This window comes from Reichenbachiella sp. (assembly GCF_965223055.1).
Lineage (GTDB): Bacteria > Bacteroidota > Bacteroidia > Cytophagales > Cyclobacteriaceae > Reichenbachiella.
Genome location: NZ_CBDCVM010000012.1, coordinates 936,081 through 955,465 on the forward strand (window position 1 = coordinate 936,081; position 19,385 = coordinate 955,465).

Below are 19,385 nucleotides of genomic sequence, written 5' to 3' on the forward strand. Positions count from 1 at the left end.
TATAAAAAAATAGTATGCATGCATAACAAATTGAATTTCTTTTTTGTTAATTCAGCAAAAACTGTAGAAATAGGGATATGCGTAACCGCTTGTATCCAGAAAATTCCACTCCTAAAAACGAATGCTGATATGTAATAATATTGGTTTATATAGTACTAACTGTAAGAACATACTCAACTTAAATACTCGGTCATGCTCACGAACTACATCAAAATTGCTTTTCGGAATCTATTCAAACACAAGGCATTTAGCTTCATTAATATCATTGGTTTAGCAGGTGGACTTACCTGTTGCTTGCTCATTTTTGTATTTGTCAATGATGAATTGAGTTACGATAAGTTTCAGAGTAAAAAAGATCGTATCTATCGCTTGCAATACTTTATTCAGGAATTCAACATAGCAAGAGTTCCTCCTGTTTTCGCAGAGCATCTGAATGACTTCTTTCCTGAAATAGAAAAGACCACTCGACTATTTACTCGAGGTATCAGTGTTCAGGTAGATGGACTTCATGGGGACATGAAGAAATTTGAAGAAGAAAATGTTTTTTTTACTGATTCCTCGACTTTTGAAATTTTCGATTTTGAGTTTTTAGAAGGTTCGGCAGAATTGCCATTGCATGAACCATTCACGGTCATCATTACCAAAGAACTGGCTGAAAAGTATTTTGGTAACCAATCTGCTGTAGGACAAGTCATCAAAATGGAAGGTAAGTCTTTTCGAGTGACAGCTGTCGTTGCAGCATATCCGACGAACTCACATTTTCACTTCAACGCCATGGTTCCTTTTCAAAACATGTATGATTTAGAACCCGAACCTTTGGCGACCGGACTGCGGCAAAATTTTAAAGGGAATTGGATGGTTTCTCATTCTCCCACTTATGTACTCCTCAAAGAAGGGGCAGCCCCTGAATCTGTAAATGATCGATTCGCAGATTTTGTAACAGAAAAAATCCCGGAAAACATGCAGAAGGGACAGTCATTCAAAATTCAGCCATTGCTGGATATACATTTGAATGATGAAGTTGGTGCTCAACTTGAACAATCAGGTAGTCGCATATTTTTATTTGTTTTTATGGCTGTGGGAGCATTGACGTTATTGATTGCTTGTATCAATTTTGTGAATTTATCCACTGCTCGATCCCTACAGAGAACTAAAGAAATTGGGATGCGAAAAGTGATGGGTGCTTGGAAAGGAAGTTTAGTTGCGCAGTTCCTTGGTGAGTCCTTTGTAACCGCAGGGGTTGCAGCAGCAGTGGCTTACATTTCGTCCGTGTTTTTATTGCCAGTCCTCAACAGTGTGACAGGAAAAGAATTAGAATTGGCAGCACTTTACCGTCCTGAGATTATCATAGGGTATGTAGGATTGTTTTTTATCACCAGTTTATTAGCGGGGTTATATCCAGCATTTTTCGCCACCAGAATTTCTCCAATATATAGTTTGAAAGGCTTAAGTAGCGGAAGTGCTAAAGGAGGCTTGTCCTTTAGAAAAGGATTGATTGTCATTCAGTTTTCGATTTCAATTCTTTTGATTTCAGGAACGCTAATCGTGTTTGATCAGTTGAATTTTTTGCAAAACAAACCCCTGGGGCTGAATAGGGATCATATGGTGACAGCTCCAGTAATGAGTGCTAATTTCAATAATGTATTTGGAGCAGTCAGTGAGGATAAAAGAAAAGCAATGGATGCGTTCGAGACTGAATTGACCAGTATTCCTGGTGTATTGGCTAGTACGTTGTCTGCTGGGATACCTGGACAAGGTGTAGCCCACCGAAATGTAATTCCGCATGGGTTTACAGCAGAAGATAATCTGCTGGCCCCTGTACTTTCTGTAGATTTTGATTTTGTAAGTACTTATGGTATAGACATAATAGCAGGTCGAAATTTTTCAGAAGAATTTGAAACTGACCCTCAGACGGCTTTTATAATCAATGAGACCGCTATAGATACTTACGACTTTGGTTCTCCTGAAACAGCATTAGGCAAGTCGATTAATGTAGAAGGAAAAATAGGAAAGGTAATCGGTGTGGCTAAGGATTTTAATTTTATGCCATTATCTCAAGGCATGGGAGCTATGATCATAGATATCCGCATACCAGCTTTTACACACTTTTCTTTTAAGATTAACAATCAAAACATACCTCAGACGCTGAGTGCGATCGAGGAAGTATGGAATAAACATTTCCCAACGGAGACCTTTGCCGCTCAGTTTCTGGATGAGCAATTGGAACAGAGCTATGGCGAGCAGGAGCAGTTGGGTCAATTGATCAGCAATTTCTCCATTTTAGCCATTTTGATTTCCTGCTTAGGGTCTTATGGTATGATTATGTTTATCGCCGGACAAAAAATGAAAGAAGTTGGTATCCGCAAGGTGCTAGGAGCGTCGGTTTCAGGATTGGTTTTAATGCTCTCACAACGATTTGTTTTATTGGCTATAGGCGCTATGTTGATAGCTATTCCTACAGCTTATTTTTTAGCCAACTCCTGGCTGGATGAATTTGCTTATCGCGTGGATATCTCTTATTGGAACTTTGGTATAGCCAGCCTGATAACCATTGCTTTGGTCTTGGCCACTATCAGCTTTCAGTCTATCCGTACGGCTACAGCCAATCCGGTGAAGTCATTAAGGCAGGAGTAGAAGGTCCGTGAGGACACGACCCGGAGCTTAAAACTTATCGGTTTGGGAATGGTTAGTACTGACAAGATTGCCGCGTCAACTGCTTTGCTTATCAGCCATGCAGTTTTCTCGCAATGACGTTTAAAAGTTTGATTTTTGTTTGAATACTGCTGAATCCAATTTCTCCACTTCATTGCGAGGAGCATCCATTCATTGAGAAATGAAGGGATCGAAGCGGCAATCTCCAGTGGTTTTATCTACCGCCAGTTTTTGATCTAATCATTATGTTCTATGCCACTCGGGCGCATTTCAAAATGCGTCTGAAATATAGATAAGCCGTTAAAATGCCAGTCAAGAAGTGTCACGCATCACAGATGCGCGCCGGCTATAGAATCTGTGTCAAAGGTTGCAGTTGTAAGAACTGACAGATCGCGCAACAGGTGCGCAAAGGAGGTTATATCACTCTTGCAACTTATACATAAACACCTTTCTAAACTTCTCTATTTTATGACGGATCAAAGAATTGTCAAATGGTTGTGAGCTGTTTTGACCAAAGTCTTGAGGGTAGTAGTATTCCGCCCTAAAAAAATGAGCTGATCGAAGTAATTTTATTCAATTGACACTATAGTTTCTCTAAATCTAGCTGGAGTAGTACCGGTAACTTTTTTGAATGCTGCATAGGCAACTGAAGGGGATTGGAATCCTGACTCTTCCATCAATGCTTGAAGGGTGTAGCTCTTTGCGTCTGGACTTTTTAACTTTTCAATCAAATTTTGGACTCTGTAGCTATTTACAAAATCGAAAAAATTTTGATTGACTTCTTGATTGAGTGTTTGTGAGACTATACGACTATGTAGGCCTACTTTATCGGCTAATTCATTAATAGTCAATTTCGGGTTTGTAAACAGTGACTGATTTATCATCACTTTTTCAATTTTTTCTTTGTTGAGCTGGAGATCAGTAACTGATAATTTCGATTGGGCATAACTGTCAAGTTTAACAAATAACTCTGGTTTTTTAAATATGTTAAAACCCAAATAGCAGGTGATGATCGCAAAAACCAAAGTCAAATTGAGGCCAATGACATCAAGTGTTTTTTCGACCAAGTTTGAATAGACTAATAACCCTATCCTAAGAAGCAGAGTGGATAAAAGAAGCACAATCACTACTCTTATCCATTTAAAATCATGATTATCCAAGTTGGAAAAACTCTGTTTCGTCTGATTTTGATACCTGTCTACTAAATAATAAGAAAGACCAAGATAGGTGACCCATTGAACCACGAAGGCGATAAAAGCAAATTGGTCAACTAGGTCAATTTTTTCAGGGAAAGAGCAGATTAAATGGCTTAAAAATATCAATACATAAAAGCAAAACGGGAGGAAATGAAACACCCACTTGTTCATTTTTTTTACTGATACCCTGATGTTAATAAATAGATAAATAGCAGGACCCATTAATAATAAAGCGGCATTAGAAATGTGCTGATAGAAGTCCATTTGCTCCATGTAATAGGAGAGTCGGACGATAGTATTAAATGTGATCAATGCGATGGATACTAGTAGTAATGAGAGCATCCGATTGGACTGGCGATAAATCGTTTTTTGATTCCAAAGTAAGAAGGCTATGAAGATACTCATGCCCAAAAAAATGGTATTGAATAATATGGACAAGTCATGAATCAGGATCATAAATCAATTTTACACAATTATTTTATTCGAATGCATGAATCCGAATATCTGAAAAGAAAAAATGATGACATGTTCTGTCGATTCGTCGTTGATTTGGTCATCATCAAAAATTCAATAAAATGTATAACAAAAAAGTGTATTCCATTGTCAGTTTGTTTTTTCTATTATGGAGTTGTAGTGAAGAAGACCCTATAAAAACCACTGCATTAACCAGTTCGGGAAATGAAATTTCATTGGATGGAATCTGGAAATCAGATTGTATCGACTTTACCTCGTATCGTTTGAATGAATCCTTTGATTTTGAAAATGAAAATCTTGTAATTACTATCCATCAGTATAGTAGTGAGGCATGCGAGGATCCCGACGTTACTGAAACGGTGACTATTACTTTTCAGGTGCTAGAAACCATCGAAGCTCAATTGAATGGGACTACCGTGATTGCGAACAAAGTGAAAGGCCAACAAACTAGTAGTAGGGATAATCAATCTGGTGCATTCAAGCAGACTTTCTATATAGACGATGCGTCAGGAACCAATATCTTATATCATGGGGTGTTTGGAGATGATGGTGGAGCCACTTCTTCTGATGGTTATCCGATGGACCTTCATCCATTTGCGATTTCACAGGAGTAATTGGCTAAAAACCTTATAGGTTTAATACTGATTTCTCACCCCTTCAACTTATCCTTGAACACCTTTTTAAACTTCTCCACCTTCGGGCGGATGACGAAGTTGCAATAAGGCTGTGAGCCGTTGAGGCTGAAATACTCCTGGTGGTAGTCTTCGGCAGGGTAGAAGGTGTCTGCTTCGGTGATCTCTGTGACTATCGGATCATTCCATGCGTTGGACGTATCCAGTTTGGTTTTGTATTGGGTAGCTAAGTCCTTTTGTTCTTCATTGTGATAGAAGACTGCTGAGCGGTATTGTGTTCCCACGTCATTACCTTGGCGGTTAAGCGTAGTAGGATCGTGTGTTTTCCAAAAAACCTCTAGCAACTCATCGAAAGTAATCAACGAAGGATCGTAAGTGATCTGCAGTACTTCAGCATGGCCTGTAGTGCCAGAACAAACTTCCTTGTAGGTGGGGTTTTTTACTTCTCCACCCATGTAGCCAGATATGGCTTTTGATACTCCTTTTAATTCTTGAAATATGGCCTCTGTACACCAAAAGCAGCCGTTTCCGAAAGTTGCTATTTCCATGTTTTTAGTTTGTGCTGAAAGCGAATGAGCAAATATGAGTAATAAAACGAAAATTTGAATACGCATATTCAAGGTGTTTGTTGCTGATATAGAAAAATAAAATGGATGTGAAATGGTTCCGGGATTGTTCAAAGTCGTTATCCTGCGGCGATAGTCCATGATTTGTAAGGAAAGACAGCTACTCCCGATGAATCTCCTACAAATCATAGGCAGATTACCCGTATCCCTATAGCGATCGGGACGGGTAATGACGGAGTATTTTAAAGAGTTATCGGTCCAGCCATTCTTTGAATTGTGCGACTTTTTCACGTGAGACGATCAGGTCATCCGCGTTGAAGTGGTGGAGTTTTAGTTTGAGGCGGCTGTTGGAGTAGGTGATGATGTCTTTGATGCCGTCGATTTGGATCAGATACTTTCTGTTGATCCTGAAAAAAGACAGAGGGTCTACAGCTTCCTGAATTTGATCAAGAGTGAAGTCTATGATGTACTTCTTGCTATCATTGGATAAGAGATAAGTTGCTTTATTCTCACTTAGAAAGATTTCAACTTCGTCAGTCAACACTGATTTTAAATGTTCGCCTACTTTGATGACAAATCGCTCCTTGTAGGATTTGTTTTGTTGCTGCATTAAATTCATGAGTGCAGAGACATCTACGGAAGGAATCGGCTGATTTTGTTTTTTGAACTTATCAAGCGCTCTCTGTAAATCAACTTCCATAATCGGTTTCAATAGATAATCGATACTATTGACTTTAAAGGCTTCTATGGCATATTGATCATAAGCTGTGGTGAAAATGATTGGACAACTTATATCTACTTGTTTGAAAACCTCAAAACTCAAACCATCGGCCAATTGGATATCAAAAAAAGCGAGATCTGGGGCAGTATGGGTTTGTAGCCACTCCACAACTGACTTGACAGAATCTAAATTTTCAAGAATTTCAATAGAATCATCCAATTGTTTCAATAACTGGATCAGTCGATCGGCGGCAATACCCTCATCTTCAACAATTAGTGCTTTCATGAGTCTAACGAAAGGATAGGAACAATAACTTTGAAAACATTAGCAGAAGGAATTACTTCCACTTTTTGATCTGAAAGCATTTCATATCGAGATATGATATTACTTAGACCTAATCCACTAGAGTCCTGCTTGGCAGATTGGATGGGATTGATGTTGTTTGTAATACTCACCGATCCGTTGCTCCTTTCTATGGATATTTTCAGCCGATGCTTTTTTGAAATCTCATTGTGCTTGATGCAATTTTCAATAAGCATTTGAAGCGTCACGGGTGGAACAGTTTCAATCGAATCGAAGTCATCCATGTTTTTATACTCGACTTCAAAATTGTCCCCAAATCGTATCGTATTGAGATAAACGAAGGACTTTAGAAAATCGACTTCAGTTTGCAATGGTACTACCTCATCGTTTTGATGATCCAGTACATACCGATAGACCTGTGAGAGTTTTAGGATAAAGTCTACAGCTTTCCCTTGATCCGCATACACCAATGAAGTCAAAGCATTCAAGCTATTGAATAGAAAATGAGGATTGACTTGTGTTTTGAGTGTTTCGAATTTTGATTTTAGGTTTTCATTTTTCAGGCGTTCTACGTCGATGGCGGCCTGTCTCCACTCTATAAAGAATCCACGACCATGTCCCCACAGGGCAACTACTACCGTTATAAGCATAGGAACGAGCAGTAAACTGAAGACACTTTGGTCTTCTAGTACTTTTTGAAAACTAACACCAAGTACAAATTCAACGAAACAAAATATAATCAACAAGGAGATAATAGGTGTATAAGCAAAGATGGCGAGAATGCCAATGGTTGCTCGCTGGACTGGATGGTCCAGCCACGTCCATCGCTTTTCGATCCAATAGATGATAATATTATGGCCATTTGAAATCAGGCTCCAAAAGGCATATGAAACACCCCAGCTTTGAACGAAAGTAAGGTAATCTCCTTCTCTAAGATTATGAAAATCATAAAAAATGGTGATCACCAGTGCACCAAGAAATGGAATGGTAAACCAAGTTTGGATAAGAGCCTTGGGGTCTTTCGAAATACTGCTACAATAGTTGATGTTTGACATGATTCGAGTTAAAGATGCAAAATAAAGAGGTTGGCTTAAAAGTCAAGCAATTCTTAAATGAGCTCTTCTTACTTTGGATTAAATACACGGATTTCTGTGGTAGGAGCAGCTTCCCAGAGTTCTTTGTAGAGTAACTCTGGGAGGAATGCATACTTTTATTCTTGACTTTCTTTTTTGGCAAGCGCAGACTCACACTGCTGCTTATACTGCTTGGCGCTATATAGTCCCCAGCTTGGTGCAATGCTAGATGCTGGCTTTTCAGATTCAAAAAGAGCCATTGATTTGTCCACCAGAGCACAGGCATCTTCTACACCAGTGCCAAAAAACTGAGCAGTACCAAATAACATCTGGCCCATAAAAAGATTGGTTCTAGGATTGTTGGGTGCTAATTCCATCGCCTTTCCAAAATCTGCCATGATTTTTGGAGACAATGTCTGCCCTCGAGTACCAGGGTCTACGCCTATTTTTATCATATTGATAAAGCCTTGGAGTGCAATGATTTCCGAATTATTTTCAGAAAGCATGCCGGCTTTACCCAGCGAAACAAGCGCTTGGTCTAACACTTTGTCTTTAGCCTGTAAATCTTCAATTCTAAAAGCCTTGAACACATGAGACAAAGCAGCGTAATAGTACGGCTCCCATTCTGATTCTTCTGCCTGTCCGATTCGATCAAATTTATTGGCGGTGGCATCGAGAGATTCTGTGCTCTCAGCCTGGAAAATAGTTGGAATACTGGTTTCCATGGTTTTGATGTATTTTTTGTTTTGGGCATGAGCGAAGGTGGCCGCAATCACAAATACGATAAGGATGTTTAGAGATTTCATAGTATGATATTTAGTTGAGTTATTTGATATTGATTTCAATTTGTTTGTCTTGGTTTACTTCGAATTGACTTTCGTCAAAATCGGCAGGGCCGAACATGCCTCTGGCATCATTAGAAAAACCATAGGCTTCAGTTGGGATTCCAAATGCACCCGTGTCCAATTCTCCATTATCATTCGCATCATGGATCACTGCGACGGCATACGTGCCCGATGGTACGTCTTTGAAGGAAACTATAACTTCTCCGGTATTGTCAATGGCAGCTTTTTGCATCTGACCATCTTTGAGCCAGTTGCCTTTCGAGTCGAAAAGTGTGACCTCAAGTACACCCTCCGTACTTTTCATGTTTTTTATCACTACAGTCAGTTCATTTTGTCCATCTGAAGCGAGTATAGAAAGTGTGGCTACCACAATTCCCAATACAGTTAAAATTGACTTTTTCATGTGTTCTTAATTTTGATTTATAAATGTTGGTTATAAGTTTTCAAGGTTGTTTTTATTCTTGTCTTTGGTCAGGGTAATGAATACCCCTAGGAAGTAAAACCGTTTGGCTGGTTGTCCTATAGGTCTGGATTCATAGATACCGCTGGCATTCGGACTGTCGGCATAGTCATAGCCGAATACATTGTCACGGCCCAGGAGGTTGGTGGCAGATGCGTAGATGATAAAATTTGGTTTGAATAAATAAGCGAAATTGAAACTCAGGTCCGAGTAATGTTTGGTTTGACTTCCATTGAATTCATCTTTATTTGGGTCATTATAAGGTCTACCATTGTTGTAAGTATATGAGGCACCTATTTGCGTTCTCATTGTTGGCAGCCAATGCTTGTAAACAATGGCAAAATTGTGTCCTGCTGCGAATGTTGGTTTGGCCTGATAGGGATAGTCTCTAAAATCTCTTTCGGTATCAATGTATGAATAGGACACCCAGTAGTCTACATTTTTGAAGGTTTTACTGTCTCTCCAGAAAAGGTCAATGCCTTGGGCGTATCCACCACCACTGTTGTTGAAAGTGGTAGGGTTGAATGGGTCGTTGCCATCAAATTTCACCAGTTCATCATAGTTTTTATAATAGATCTCTGAGCGAAAAGTTCTGCCATTGTTGATGGTTTGGTAGCTGAGCATGTAGTGGTCTGCTCTCTCGAAACTCATTTGCTGTGAGCGGAGCATTAGATCTCTCGTTGGCATTTGGTGGAACTTTCCATAGGCCCATGACAGTTGAGCATTTTCTCCAGTTTTCAATGCCATGGACAATCTCGGCGACAGTGCGCTTTCATTGAATATGGAATAGTGAGCATACCGCAATCCACCACGTATGGTCAGGCTGTTGGTCAGGTAGTAATCAGCTTCTGCGAATCCAGCGGATAGATGATTGGTATAGTCAGGAATGAAGGTGCCTCCATTTGCTATTACTGTTTTTTCTTCATGCTTAGTGCTCATGATTTCTCCGCCTACCTTAATAGAAAGACTGTTGATATCCGAAGTGAAGTATCCTTTGCCATGAATACTGTTTTGCGTGTCTTTGACATGCGCTTCATTGAAGATTACATCTGTATATGTTCGCCCATAAGAAGTGCCTACATAAGCCGTGCTATTTTCTCCAATTGCTCTTTTATAGCTTGTGTTCAAGTAGAAATTTGTGTTGCCCATATCCGTATGATCATAGCCTGCTTGATTCAAGCTTTCTTGATTGATGACAAAGGCGCTGTGGTCGTAATTCGCATATACTTTCAACATATCGTGTTTGCTGAGCTTTTGGCGAAGCATAAACGTACCACTTTGAGATGTGTAGCCATCTTCCCAGTCGTAGGCTTGGTCCACCATGCTCATATATGGGTCGAGGTTGGTGTAATTCACCTGTCCAAAGGCTGAACCATTTTCCCACTTCTGTGTGTGCGACGCATCCACACCCACGGTCATTAAGGAAAAATCTGTTCTGGTTTCGTCTGCGATGTCATTAGAATTCAAAGACAATACAGAAGATAAGGCTTGCCCATATTCTGCTGAATAGCCACCGGTGCTAAAGAAAGTTCCCTTGAAGAGAAAAGGAGAGAATCTGCTTCTGGAAGGAACGTTGTTCGGTGTTGGAGTATAAAAGCTATGTACTAAAATACCATCGATGAAAGCTTGTGTCTCTGCCGCAGTACCGCCTCTTACGAATAGTCTGCCTGATTCACCATTAGTGGAAGTTCCAGGTAGTTTGCTCAAAGCACCAGGGATATCTGCTAGTACACCTGCTGTCATGGCAATGTCTAGCGGTTTAAGTACCACAGCTTTTTTTTCGTCACTGTGTCTCGTCCTGAAATAGCGTTACACAAAAAACGACGTCATGAACGAACTCACAGAGAACAAGTATGTTAAAAGAACACAGAAGGACTACAGCTACGCTTTTAAATTGTCAGTTGTGTCAGAAGTTGAAAGCGGAGAGTTAGGTATAAAAGCCGCCGCTCGCAAGTATGGTATTCAGTCACACTCTACAGTTACCAATTGGCTTCGGAAATACGGTAACTTTGATTGGGTCAATAAATCAACACTTCGGATGCCAAAATCTAAAGACCAAAAACTATACGAACTCGAACAGAAAGTACGGCTGTTGGAAAAACAGAAAAAAGAGCTTGAACAGCAGGTTGAAAACGCAGATAAGAAAGCTATTTTCTTTGATATGATGATCGACATAGCCGAAGAAGAATTCAAACTCCCTATCAGAAAAAAGTCTTTACCCCAACAGTTGATCGATTCAAGGTTGAACAAAAAGAAGGGGTAACCCAGATCTGTAGACTGTTGGGGATGAATAGGCAAATCTATTACCGCTCTATCAGAAGGAGTAAACAAAAGCAAGAAATAGCCACCAAGGTAGTAATCATGGTTGAAAAGGTGCGTATGAAAATGCCTCGTATCGGTACCAGAAAGTTGTATCATTTACTTTATGACCAACTTCAGCCGCTGGGAGTTGGAAGAGACAGGCTATTTGCTATTATGAAAGCAAATCACCTCCAAATAGCACCTAAGAGACAATATCATATTACTACTGACTCACATCATCGATTTAGAAAACATAAAAACCTTATTGATGGGCTTTCCATACAAAGGCCTGAGCAAGTATGGGTATCGGATATCACCTACATTGGAACACGGAAAAACCCGATGTATTTATCGCTGGTCACGGATGCTTATTCAAAGCGGATCATGGGCTATGATGTATCGAAAAGCCTAGATGCTTCAGGTGCAATATCAGCCCTTAATATGGCTATTGCCAATCGTATATATCCTGAGCGAATGTTGATCCATCACTCAGACAGAGGGTTGCAGTATTGTTGCGATGCTTATCAGCAGTTGCTTGATGAGGCAGCAATTACTTGTAGTATGACAGAAACCTATGATCCGTATCAAAATGCTATAGCCGAAAGGGTGAATGGGATATTGAAACATGAATTTATCTTAGGGATCACCACATCAGATGTAACACTAATGGACAAACTCATTGAGCAGAGTATTTATATTTACAATCATGATCGGCCTCATTGGAGCTGTTGGATGAATACACCAGCCCTTATGCACCAGCAAGATAAGGTCAAGATCAGAAACTATAGAAACAAAAATAGCATCGAGTTGAAACCCGATGCTATCTAATATTTTATCCTAAAATCTGTAACGCTTATTTAGGACTAGTCACTGGCTTCAAAGCTGCCGGCCGTAATGGTCACACCTGAGAGTCGGTTTACTTCCTCTTTCAATTCGATATTCAGAGAAATAGGCTTTGAAAGGTCAACCAGCTGTTCATGCTTTTTGTACCCAATAAAACTGGCCACCAAGGTTTGTTCGCCGGTTTCAAAGGTGTCAAATGAGTAGTTGCCATCCATGTCCGTAGTAGCACCGTCGTAGGTGTCTTTGATAAATACGTTGACTCCCGGGAGGCCTTCGCCGGTAGGGTCCGTGATTCGGCCTTTGATCGTAGTAGCTTCGGTGAGTAGTGAAGCACCTATTAAGAGTAGTGTTAAAATTGATTTGGTCATCTGAGTTTTATTTTTTTGATACTTCAAAACTCAGTATTGGCAACAATAATCAGAATAATAAATCGGTAAGTCGGGGTATGATGTAGATGAATTGTGGAATTAAAAGGATGAACCGGAGAGGGTCTGGAACTCAGTTCGTCGCCATAGTAGGCGAATAGGGGGTAGGTCTGAATCTAAGATCCAGATGGGGAGGTACTCCTAAATCTGAAATAACTATTTTTAGACGAGCTAACCTGGCAGAGAAGTTATTTTCGCCAGGCAATAAAAAAGCCCTATTTCGGAAATCGAAACAGGGCTTCTACAACATTAAACCCAAAAGTCTTAGGCCGCGAGCTTCTCTTTAGTAAGCAATCGCTCTTTCATATCTTCTAATTTCTTTTGTTCTTCAACCGCTGCAGCTTCATCAGCATCAGAGAATTTAATTCCGAGCCCGAGCAAACTGATGGCCACCACTGCCATTCCAAAATACAAAAAGCTATTTTCTAATGTGGCACCACTTCGAAGCAAAAATTGAGCATACATCACGGCGCCAACATTGCCACCGGCACCTACGATACCAGCTACTGCACCAAGCGATTTTTTATTGATAAATGGAACTACTGAATAAGTGGCTCCTTCAGCCATTTGCACGAAGAGCGAAAAAATGATCATTGTGATAATCGCAAGGCCTAACATGTCCATTCGGGAAAATAACATCAGGGCAAATCCTTCAGCAAAAAGTACCATGACCAACCATTTTACTCTTCCACTCAAACCTCCCGTTTTAGAGAATCGGTCGCCTAACCAACCACCCATAGATCGAGCAAATAAATTCATTAGTCCGAACAAAGCGGCAATCATACCGGCCGTAGTTTCATTGAGCTCGAATTTGGTTTGATAATATGTAGCCGCTCTGCCGTTTACAAAAAGTTCTAATCCAAAACAAGCACCATAGATAGCGAATAGAATCCAAACTCTTTTGTCTTTCACTGCCGACATGAATAGGCCAGATTCGCCTTTGGCAGTTTTTGGTTTCTCATCCGGTGCTTCATCGAAGTTTCCTTTTGGAGTGTCTTTGGTATACTTCCAATATAAAAAGGCCACACCTACCATGATCAAAGCAGGTACGAACATAGCTGGTCTCCATTTAGAAAGCTCGGATTCGGCAAAGCCTAAAGCCAACATGCCTGAGGCGATTAGTGGCATCAAAGCTTGTGTCACACCGCCACCTAGGTTACCCCATCCAGCAGTAGTTGCATTGGCAATCCCCACAACGTTAGGTGCAAACATTTTTGTGGTGTGATATTGAGTAATCACAAACGAAGCTCCTATAACACCAATGGCCATTCTTGAAATCAAATATGTTTCCCAATTATAGGCGAATGAAGAACCTGCCACTACGATAGCACCAAATACTAGCAAGTAAGTGTAGCTTTTGCGAGGCCCTATTTTATCGCAGAGATTACCAATAAGTAGTCGGGCAAAAATGGTGACACCGACAGAAGCTATAAAAGCAGTAATTTTTTGTGCTTTACTGAGGTCCATGTCCGGCCCGATGGTGGAGTTCATCAACGGTGCATGAGCAAACCAGCCAAAGAAACATAGAAAAAAGGCCATCCAGCTCAGATGAAAAGTTCGCATTTGAAGCGACTTAAAGTCGAATAAGTTGATTTTGGTAGCTTTCTCTTGAGAAATAGTAGCGTACATATTGTATTGGTGTTTGATTTTAACTTACGTAGTTTGTGTATGTGAAATACGTATTTATACGTACAAAAATATACTACTGACTCTGAGCTAAAAATGATGGTTGGCAAAGCTTGAAGTGCTTTATTGCAAGTATAATCCTGCGAAAAAGCAGGATATGCTATAAAGGGGAGCGAAGGTGGGTTTAGCAACTGTATTCAGAATAAGAATCAGCAGCTTTTGATCTTTGAATCAAATCCTGTAAATTATCTTCAGCATTCTTAGAATTTACTCAATCAGCAAAAGAGGACTTGTTTAGTATGAGAGATTTGTTTTTTAGATCTCCAAATGAAATCATCACCGAGAACTGCTATTGCTATGAGTGAATTAATTGAATTTTTACAAAACCTTTTTGATACATCTGACTGGCCCCCTCGTTGGATTTGCGGAGAATGGTCTAATTTTCATGGCTGGTTGTATATCACCAGTGACTTCGCTATTTGGCTGGCTTATTTTATTATACCTGTTATTATCATTTATTTTATCCAACGGCGACAAGACATTTCTTTTTTACCTGTGTTCTGGTTGTTTGGTGCATTCATTATTTTTTGCGGGGCTACTCATATTTTAGATGCACTTATGTTTTGGTGGCCTGCGTACAGACTCAGTGCTTTGATCAGGTTCCTAACTGCCATTGTCAGTCTAATTACGGTTTTTGCTCTTATTCGTGACTTGCCAAAAATCCTTCAGGTTAATTTGATAGATGAAGAAAAGGAACCGAATGATGTGGTCGCAGAATACAGATCTAAAATCGAATCTCTAGAAAAGGAATTACTCGAGTTAAAAGCCAAGAAGTGAAACATCAATCGAATTATCAGGATTGGATTCAAATAATGGTGCTGGCATTTTTTGCTCTGTTCATTACCTCTATGGTCTTCATTGCAGATTTACTAGTACCATTAGGTGTGGCAGTAGGTGCTATGTACTGTATAGTCATTTTCTACAGCTGGTTATTGCCAGGTAGACGGACTCCTGTTTATGCAGGAGTGCTTTGTACAATTCTTATTGTATTGGGGCTGATTTATTCAAGGTCAGAAGCAACTGGAGATGCGATATTTGGTATGAACCGTGTCATTTCAGTGATTGTGATTTGGGTATGTACGGCCTTGGTTATGATGGCAAAAAATGGATTTAGAAGTCTTGAAGAAGCACGAAATCATTTGGAAGAAAGAGTTAAGGAAAGAACCAAAGAGTTAAGGGATAAACAACAGATCATTGAACAAAGCAATGAAAGATATAAGTCTCTGCTGGAAAGCGCTCCAGATGCTATGGTCATTACTGACAAGCGTGGGAAGGTGCAGCTGATCAATCAACAAATAACTAATCTGTTTGGATATGAAAAAGAGGAGTTTATAGGTACAAGTGTAGAGTTGTTAATGCCAGAGAGATATCGCCGATTATATAAAGGGCATAGGAGCGGTTTTTTTGACATTCCAAATTTCGATCAGAAGGGTATAGGTGTGGAATTAATAGGTAAAAAGAAATCAGGAGAAGAATTTCCAATGGAGGTAGCCCTTAGTCCTCTGGAAACAGAAGAAGGAACTTTAATAAGTGCAGCGATTCGTGATATTTCTTTTCGAAAAGGAGCTGAAGAATCTATGGAATTATTCAGTCAGCAATTGCAAAACAAGAACAAAGAACTTGAGCAGTTTACCTATGTAGCTTCTCATGATCTACAAGAACCGCTGCGGACGATAACTAGTTTTTCAGAAATGCTGGTAGCTAAATACCATGACCAATTCGATGAAACAGGCAAGAAGAGTTTACAATTCATCTTAGATGCCACCGGACGTATGAGTCAGTTGATCAAGGGTTTATTAGATTATGGTCGATTGGGAAAAAGTGAATCAAAAGAACCCATCAATTGCAACGATCTTGTGGAAGATCTTAAGAAAGATTTGGCCGCTGGGTTAAAAGAATCTGATACGCTTCTCAAAGTAAATGAATTACCAACAGTCAATGGCTATCCTGTAGAGCTGCGTCTACTTTTTCAGAATCTCATTTCGAATGGTATGAAATTTAGAAAGCCAGATGAATCTCCTATTGTTGAAATAAAAGCAAAGAAAAAAAGAAATGAGATCGTATTTTCAGTAGAAGACAACGGCATTGGAATTGCAGACGAGCACCGAGATCGGATATTTGAAATTTTTCAACGTTTGCACAACAAGAATAAATATGAAGGGACTGGCATAGGCTTGGCCCATTGTCGTAAAATTGTTGAATTGCACGGAGGACAAATCTGGGTGGAATCCGTACCAGAGAATGGAAGTTCTTTTTATTTTTCAATACCTAAATGATTGCACCATGAAAAAATTGAACTGTGTATTGCTTGTAGATGACGATGAGCCTACTAACTTTCTTAATGAGATGCTTATTTCACAATTGGATTGTACCCGTTCTATTGTGGCCGTTCAAAGTGGACGTGAGGCATTGGATTACCTATGTACAGAGAAAGAAGGACAGTACCCTCAGCCAGATCTCATTTTATTGGATATTAATATGCCTGGTATGAATGGATGGGAATTCTTAGATAAGTATAATGAATTGGACGCTTCTAAAAAGGGCCAGGTGATTATTATGATGTTAACCACCTCCTTGAACCCTGATGATGAAGCTAAAGCTCAAGGCATTAATGAAATCAAATCATTTCTGAAAAAACCTCTGACCAAAGAGGATTTTCTGGCCATACTCAGTGAGTATTTTCCTGACTAAATCAATTGCCGTTAAACCTTAGTCACTACTTCTAGTGACTCTTTTCTTGACTGCTCACTAGGTCTAGCTAAATTGTAGTTTACTATTTCACTATCAATAGCGATTGCACCGCTGCAGCTGCTAAACGTACATTTGCATTCTATTTATAACGATTCTAAATAAGAATAATGCAGAAGGTACTGTGGTTTTTTGTGGGGTTTCAGATTGTGACGTGGACGGCAGCAGCACAGTCTGTAAGTGGAACTGTTGTAGATGAAAAAGGTGAAGCACTTCCTGGAAGTACAATTCTAATTGTAGGTACCAATACAGGTGGAATCGCTGATATGAATGGCAAGTTCAGCCTCAAAGAAATAAAGGCAGGGACTCATCAAATTAAAATTTCTACACTGGGTCATTTAGAGCAAATCCAGACTGTAGTTATAGCCAAAGGAAAAACGACTCCACTTCACATAGTAATGAAAACTGATGCCACCAGTCTGGATGAGGTGACTATTGAAGCTAAATCAGAAGTCACTGAATTAAGAGAACAGACCTTTGCGATTACTGCCATCGACGCTGAACCACTCAAGATTCAAAATTTAGATGTCAATCAGATACTTAATACCACTACAGGTGTACGAATTAGAGAAGAAGGAGGTCTTGGTTCTAATTTTGACTTCTCGCTCAATGGATTCTCTGGTAGCCAGGTCAAGTTCTTTATAGACGATATACCGATGGATTATTTTGGTTCTTCTCTTTCTCTAAATAACATTCCGGTAAACCTGATTTCAAAAATCGAAGTGTACAAAGGGGTTGTTCCCGTTCATTTAGGATCAGATGCGTTGGGTGGAGCAGTGAACGTAACCACAGACAGAGGTATTCAGAACTATCTTAATGCTTCTTATTCTATAGGTTCATTCAATACCCATCGTGCAGCTATTGTAGGTAGAGTTACCACTGACCATGGATTGGTAGTAAAAGCGAACGGTTTCTTCAATTACTCTGACAATAACTATACAGTAACAGCCGAGGTTGTGGATACGAACTCAGGTAAAGTAACAGAACAAGATGTGGAACGATTTCATGATGGTTACCAATCTCAAACATTGCAATTGGAAGTAGGTGTGGAAAATAAGCCCTTTGCAGACAGATTGTTTGTGGGAGTTATTGTTTCAAGTAATGAAAAAGAAATTCAAACCGGATTTAACCTTACTAATGTAGTTGGAGAGGCAAATACCACAGACAAAGTACTGATACCAACTTTGAAATATCAAAAAAATGATCTGATGATCGAGGGGCTAGACCTTCGATTTAATGCTACCTATAAGTATGGTGAAAGCATGCGAATTGATACAAGTAGTCGCAAATACAATTGGTTGGGCGAATTTTCTACCAAAGATGTTTCGGTTAATTCAGGGGAAATCAGTTGGGATAAGACACTCTTTAGGTTTGATGATAATGCTTTTCTGGCTTCTGCCAATATCTCATATGAAATCAACGATCAACAGGCTATCTCTTTGAACAACAACTACAGCTACTACAATCGCGTGGGAGACGACCCAATTGCCATGAGTTCAGTGCCATTTAAAGAACCCAACACATTAGAGAAGAATATTACAGGTCTGGCCTATTCGCTGAACTTGTTAGATAATCGCTTGAAGACTGTGACTTTTGGAAAACTCTTTTATTTAAATGCTCTAACTCGGACTGAGACTGATGAAGATGAGCTAGTGCCAATAACCAATTCAGACCTCTATAAAGGTTTTGGAATTGCTGCTACTTACTTTTTTACTGATGGTTTGCAAGCCAAAATATCCTATGAGAATACTTATAGATTACCGGAGGTTTTGGAACTGTTTGGAAATGGTTTACAGATATATGAAAACCCAACACTACAACCGGAGAAAAGCCAAAACTATAACATAAGTTTTTTGGGAAGAAAAAGATATGGAGAAAACGAATTTCTTGTTGAAGTCGGATACCTCTATCGTTTACCAGAAAACTTAATAAGAAATCATGCCACTGGTAACGAAAGTGCCTATGAGAATTTGTTAGCTGCAAAAGCTAATATTTTTGAAGGGGGAATAAAATATAACTACAAGCGAATTTTAAACATTGAGGTCAACGGTACTTATCAAAAAATTGTAAATGATACCGAAATCAACCCACTCACTGGAGGCACCAACTATCTATATGAAGCTCAAGTACCTAATATGCCCATTTTGTTTGGTAATGCAAAAGTGGGCGTACTCTTCGATCAAATAGGACATGAGACAGGCAAGTTGGGAATAAACTGGTCTACAGCATTTGTCGAAGAGTTTTTCCTAAAGTGGCCGATCAACGGGGATAAAGAAACCAAAGCTGATATTCCTCGACAATTGTCCCATAACCTGTCAGCATCTTACACTTGGCTAAACGGTAAATACAACCTGTCCTTAAGCTGCACCAACCTAATGAACGAAAAATTGTATGACAATTTCTTACTACAGAAACCGGGGAGAGCTTACAATCTCAAGCTGAGTTATTTTTTACAATAGA

At 39.6% G+C, this 19,385-nt stretch carries 17 protein-coding genes; 8 read left to right on the forward strand and 9 right to left on the reverse strand.

Annotated features, from left to right (window positions below):
- The first annotated feature begins 192 nt into the window (after positions 1-192).
- The gene (locus ACOQO5_RS19465; RefSeq protein WP_420583359.1) at positions 193-2,634 is read left to right on the forward strand and encodes an ABC transporter permease; all 2,442 of its coding nucleotides are present in this window, start codon (positions 193-195) and stop codon (positions 2,632-2,634) included.
- 587 nt (positions 2,635-3,221) lie between these two features.
- Here ACOQO5_RS19465 and ACOQO5_RS19470 read toward each other — a convergent pair.
- Entirely contained in the window at positions 3,222-4,304 is a 1,083-nt protein-coding gene (locus ACOQO5_RS19470; RefSeq protein WP_420583360.1) for a helix-turn-helix domain-containing protein, read from the reverse strand.
- A gap of 119 nt (positions 4,305-4,423) precedes the next feature.
- Between ACOQO5_RS19470 and ACOQO5_RS19475 the strand changes: the two genes are divergently transcribed.
- Positions 4,424-4,936 (forward strand): hypothetical protein, encoded by a 513-nt coding sequence (locus tag ACOQO5_RS19475; RefSeq protein WP_420583361.1) that lies wholly within the window; start codon positions 4,424-4,426, stop codon positions 4,934-4,936.
- Between the two features lie 35 nt (positions 4,937-4,971).
- Here the strand turns inward: ACOQO5_RS19475 and msrA are convergent, their stop codons facing one another.
- The 6 genes from msrA to ACOQO5_RS19505 form a co-directional block, all read right to left on the reverse strand.
- Complete coding sequence (msrA, locus tag ACOQO5_RS19480) at positions 4,972-5,568, reverse strand: peptide-methionine (S)-S-oxide reductase MsrA (RefSeq protein WP_420583362.1); 597 nt, start codon at positions 5,566-5,568, stop codon at positions 4,972-4,974.
- Positions 5,569-5,770: 202 nt separating this feature from the next.
- Positions 5,771-6,526, reverse strand: a complete 756-nt coding sequence (locus ACOQO5_RS19485; RefSeq protein ID WP_420583363.1) for a LytR/AlgR family response regulator transcription factor — start codon at positions 6,524-6,526, stop codon at positions 5,771-5,773.
- A complete protein-coding gene (locus tag ACOQO5_RS19490) occupies positions 6,523-7,599 on the reverse strand; it encodes a sensor histidine kinase (RefSeq protein WP_420583364.1) in 1,077 nt (358 codons plus the stop codon). The genes ACOQO5_RS19485 and ACOQO5_RS19490 overlap by 4 nt, the downstream gene beginning before the upstream one ends.
- A 155-nt stretch (positions 7,600-7,754) precedes the next feature.
- On the reverse strand, positions 7,755-8,423 hold the full coding sequence (locus ACOQO5_RS19495; protein ID WP_420583365.1) for a hypothetical protein: 669 nt from the start codon (positions 8,421-8,423) through the stop codon (positions 7,755-7,757).
- 19 nt (positions 8,424-8,442) lie between these two features.
- Positions 8,443-8,865 (reverse strand): DUF2141 domain-containing protein, encoded by a 423-nt coding sequence (locus ACOQO5_RS19500; RefSeq protein WP_420583366.1) that lies wholly within the window; start codon positions 8,863-8,865, stop codon positions 8,443-8,445.
- A gap of 30 nt (positions 8,866-8,895) precedes the next feature.
- Complete coding sequence (locus tag ACOQO5_RS19505) at positions 8,896-10,692, reverse strand: TonB-dependent receptor plug domain-containing protein (protein ID WP_420583367.1); 1,797 nt, start codon at positions 10,690-10,692, stop codon at positions 8,896-8,898.
- A 58-nt stretch (positions 10,693-10,750) separates the two neighbouring features.
- Here ACOQO5_RS19505 and ACOQO5_RS19510 point away from each other — a divergent pair, with 58 nt between their 5' ends.
- Together ACOQO5_RS19510 and ACOQO5_RS19515 are read left to right on the forward strand one after the other, a co-directional pair.
- Complete coding sequence (locus tag ACOQO5_RS19510; protein ID WP_420579690.1) at positions 10,751-11,185, forward strand: transposase; 435 nt, start codon at positions 10,751-10,753, stop codon at positions 11,183-11,185.
- A 23-nt stretch (positions 11,186-11,208) separates the two neighbouring features.
- On the forward strand, positions 11,209-12,051 hold the full coding sequence (locus ACOQO5_RS19515) for an IS3 family transposase (protein ID WP_420579689.1): 843 nt from the start codon (positions 11,209-11,211) through the stop codon (positions 12,049-12,051).
- A gap of 35 nt (positions 12,052-12,086) precedes the next feature.
- Here ACOQO5_RS19515 and ACOQO5_RS19520 read toward each other — a convergent pair whose 3' ends face one another.
- Together ACOQO5_RS19520 and ACOQO5_RS19525 are read right to left on the reverse strand one after the other, a co-directional pair.
- Positions 12,087-12,434, reverse strand: coding sequence for a carboxypeptidase-like regulatory domain-containing protein (locus ACOQO5_RS19520; protein WP_420583368.1), 348 nt, complete (start codon positions 12,432-12,434; stop codon positions 12,087-12,089).
- Positions 12,435-12,755: 321 nt separating this feature from the next.
- Positions 12,756-14,120: an MFS transporter gene (locus tag ACOQO5_RS19525; RefSeq protein WP_420583369.1), complete on the reverse strand. Its 1,365-nt coding sequence runs from the start codon at positions 14,118-14,120 to the stop codon at positions 12,756-12,758.
- A gap of 354 nt (positions 14,121-14,474) precedes the next feature.
- Between ACOQO5_RS19525 and ACOQO5_RS19530 the strand changes: the two genes are divergently transcribed.
- The 4 genes from ACOQO5_RS19530 to ACOQO5_RS19545 all read left to right on the forward strand — a co-directional run bounded on the left by ACOQO5_RS19530 (position 14,475) and on the right by ACOQO5_RS19545 (position 19,384).
- Complete coding sequence (locus ACOQO5_RS19530) at positions 14,475-14,954, forward strand: hypothetical protein (protein ID WP_420583370.1); 480 nt, start codon at positions 14,475-14,477, stop codon at positions 14,952-14,954.
- Positions 14,951-16,453, forward strand: a complete 1,503-nt coding sequence (locus ACOQO5_RS19535; protein WP_420583371.1) for a sensor histidine kinase — start codon at positions 14,951-14,953, stop codon at positions 16,451-16,453. Before ACOQO5_RS19530 ends, ACOQO5_RS19535 begins: the two co-directional genes overlap by 4 nt.
- Before the next feature lie 7 nt (positions 16,454-16,460).
- Positions 16,461-16,868: a response regulator gene (locus ACOQO5_RS19540; protein WP_420583372.1), complete on the forward strand. Its 408-nt coding sequence runs from the start codon at positions 16,461-16,463 to the stop codon at positions 16,866-16,868.
- Between the two features lie 167 nt (positions 16,869-17,035).
- Positions 17,036-19,384 carry a TonB-dependent receptor gene (locus ACOQO5_RS19545; protein ID WP_420583373.1) on the forward strand — a complete coding sequence of 783 codons (2,349 nt, stop codon included), beginning with the start codon at positions 17,036-17,038 and terminating at the stop codon, positions 19,382-19,384.
- The last annotated feature ends 1 nt before the right edge of the window (position 19,385 follow it).

Coding starts and splice junctions, on each gene's coding strand:
- ACOQO5_RS19530 (WP_420583370.1), top strand. CDS start 14,475: ATGAGTGAATTAATTGAATTTTTACAAAACCTTTTTGATACATCTGAC.
- ACOQO5_RS19485 (WP_420583363.1), bottom strand. CDS start 6,526: ATGAAAGCACTAATTGTTGAAGATGAGGGTATTGCCGCCGATCGACTG.
- ACOQO5_RS19490 (WP_420583364.1), bottom strand. CDS start 7,599: ATGTCAAACATCAACTATTGTAGCAGTATTTCGAAAGACCCCAAGGCT.
- ACOQO5_RS19495 (WP_420583365.1), bottom strand. CDS start 8,423: ATGAAATCTCTAAACATCCTTATCGTATTTGTGATTGCGGCCACCTTC.
- ACOQO5_RS19470 (WP_420583360.1), bottom strand. CDS start 4,304: ATGATCCTGATTCATGACTTGTCCATATTATTCAATACCATTTTTTTG.
- ACOQO5_RS19500 (WP_420583366.1), bottom strand. CDS start 8,865: ATGAAAAAGTCAATTTTAACTGTATTGGGAATTGTGGTAGCCACACTT.
- msrA (WP_420583362.1), bottom strand. CDS start 5,568: ATGCGTATTCAAATTTTCGTTTTATTACTCATATTTGCTCATTCGCTT.
- ACOQO5_RS19475 (WP_420583361.1), top strand. CDS start 4,424: ATGTATAACAAAAAAGTGTATTCCATTGTCAGTTTGTTTTTTCTATTA.
- ACOQO5_RS19515 (WP_420579689.1), top strand. CDS start 11,209: ATGAATAGGCAAATCTATTACCGCTCTATCAGAAGGAGTAAACAAAAG.
- ACOQO5_RS19540 (WP_420583372.1), top strand. CDS start 16,461: ATGAAAAAATTGAACTGTGTATTGCTTGTAGATGACGATGAGCCTACT.
- ACOQO5_RS19520 (WP_420583368.1), bottom strand. CDS start 12,434: ATGACCAAATCAATTTTAACACTACTCTTAATAGGTGCTTCACTACTC.
- ACOQO5_RS19545 (WP_420583373.1), top strand. CDS start 17,036: ATGCAGAAGGTACTGTGGTTTTTTGTGGGGTTTCAGATTGTGACGTGG.
- ACOQO5_RS19510 (WP_420579690.1), top strand. CDS start 10,751: ATGAACGAACTCACAGAGAACAAGTATGTTAAAAGAACACAGAAGGAC.
- ACOQO5_RS19525 (WP_420583369.1), bottom strand. CDS start 14,120: ATGTACGCTACTATTTCTCAAGAGAAAGCTACCAAAATCAACTTATTC.
- ACOQO5_RS19465 (WP_420583359.1), top strand. CDS start 193: ATGCTCACGAACTACATCAAAATTGCTTTTCGGAATCTATTCAAACAC.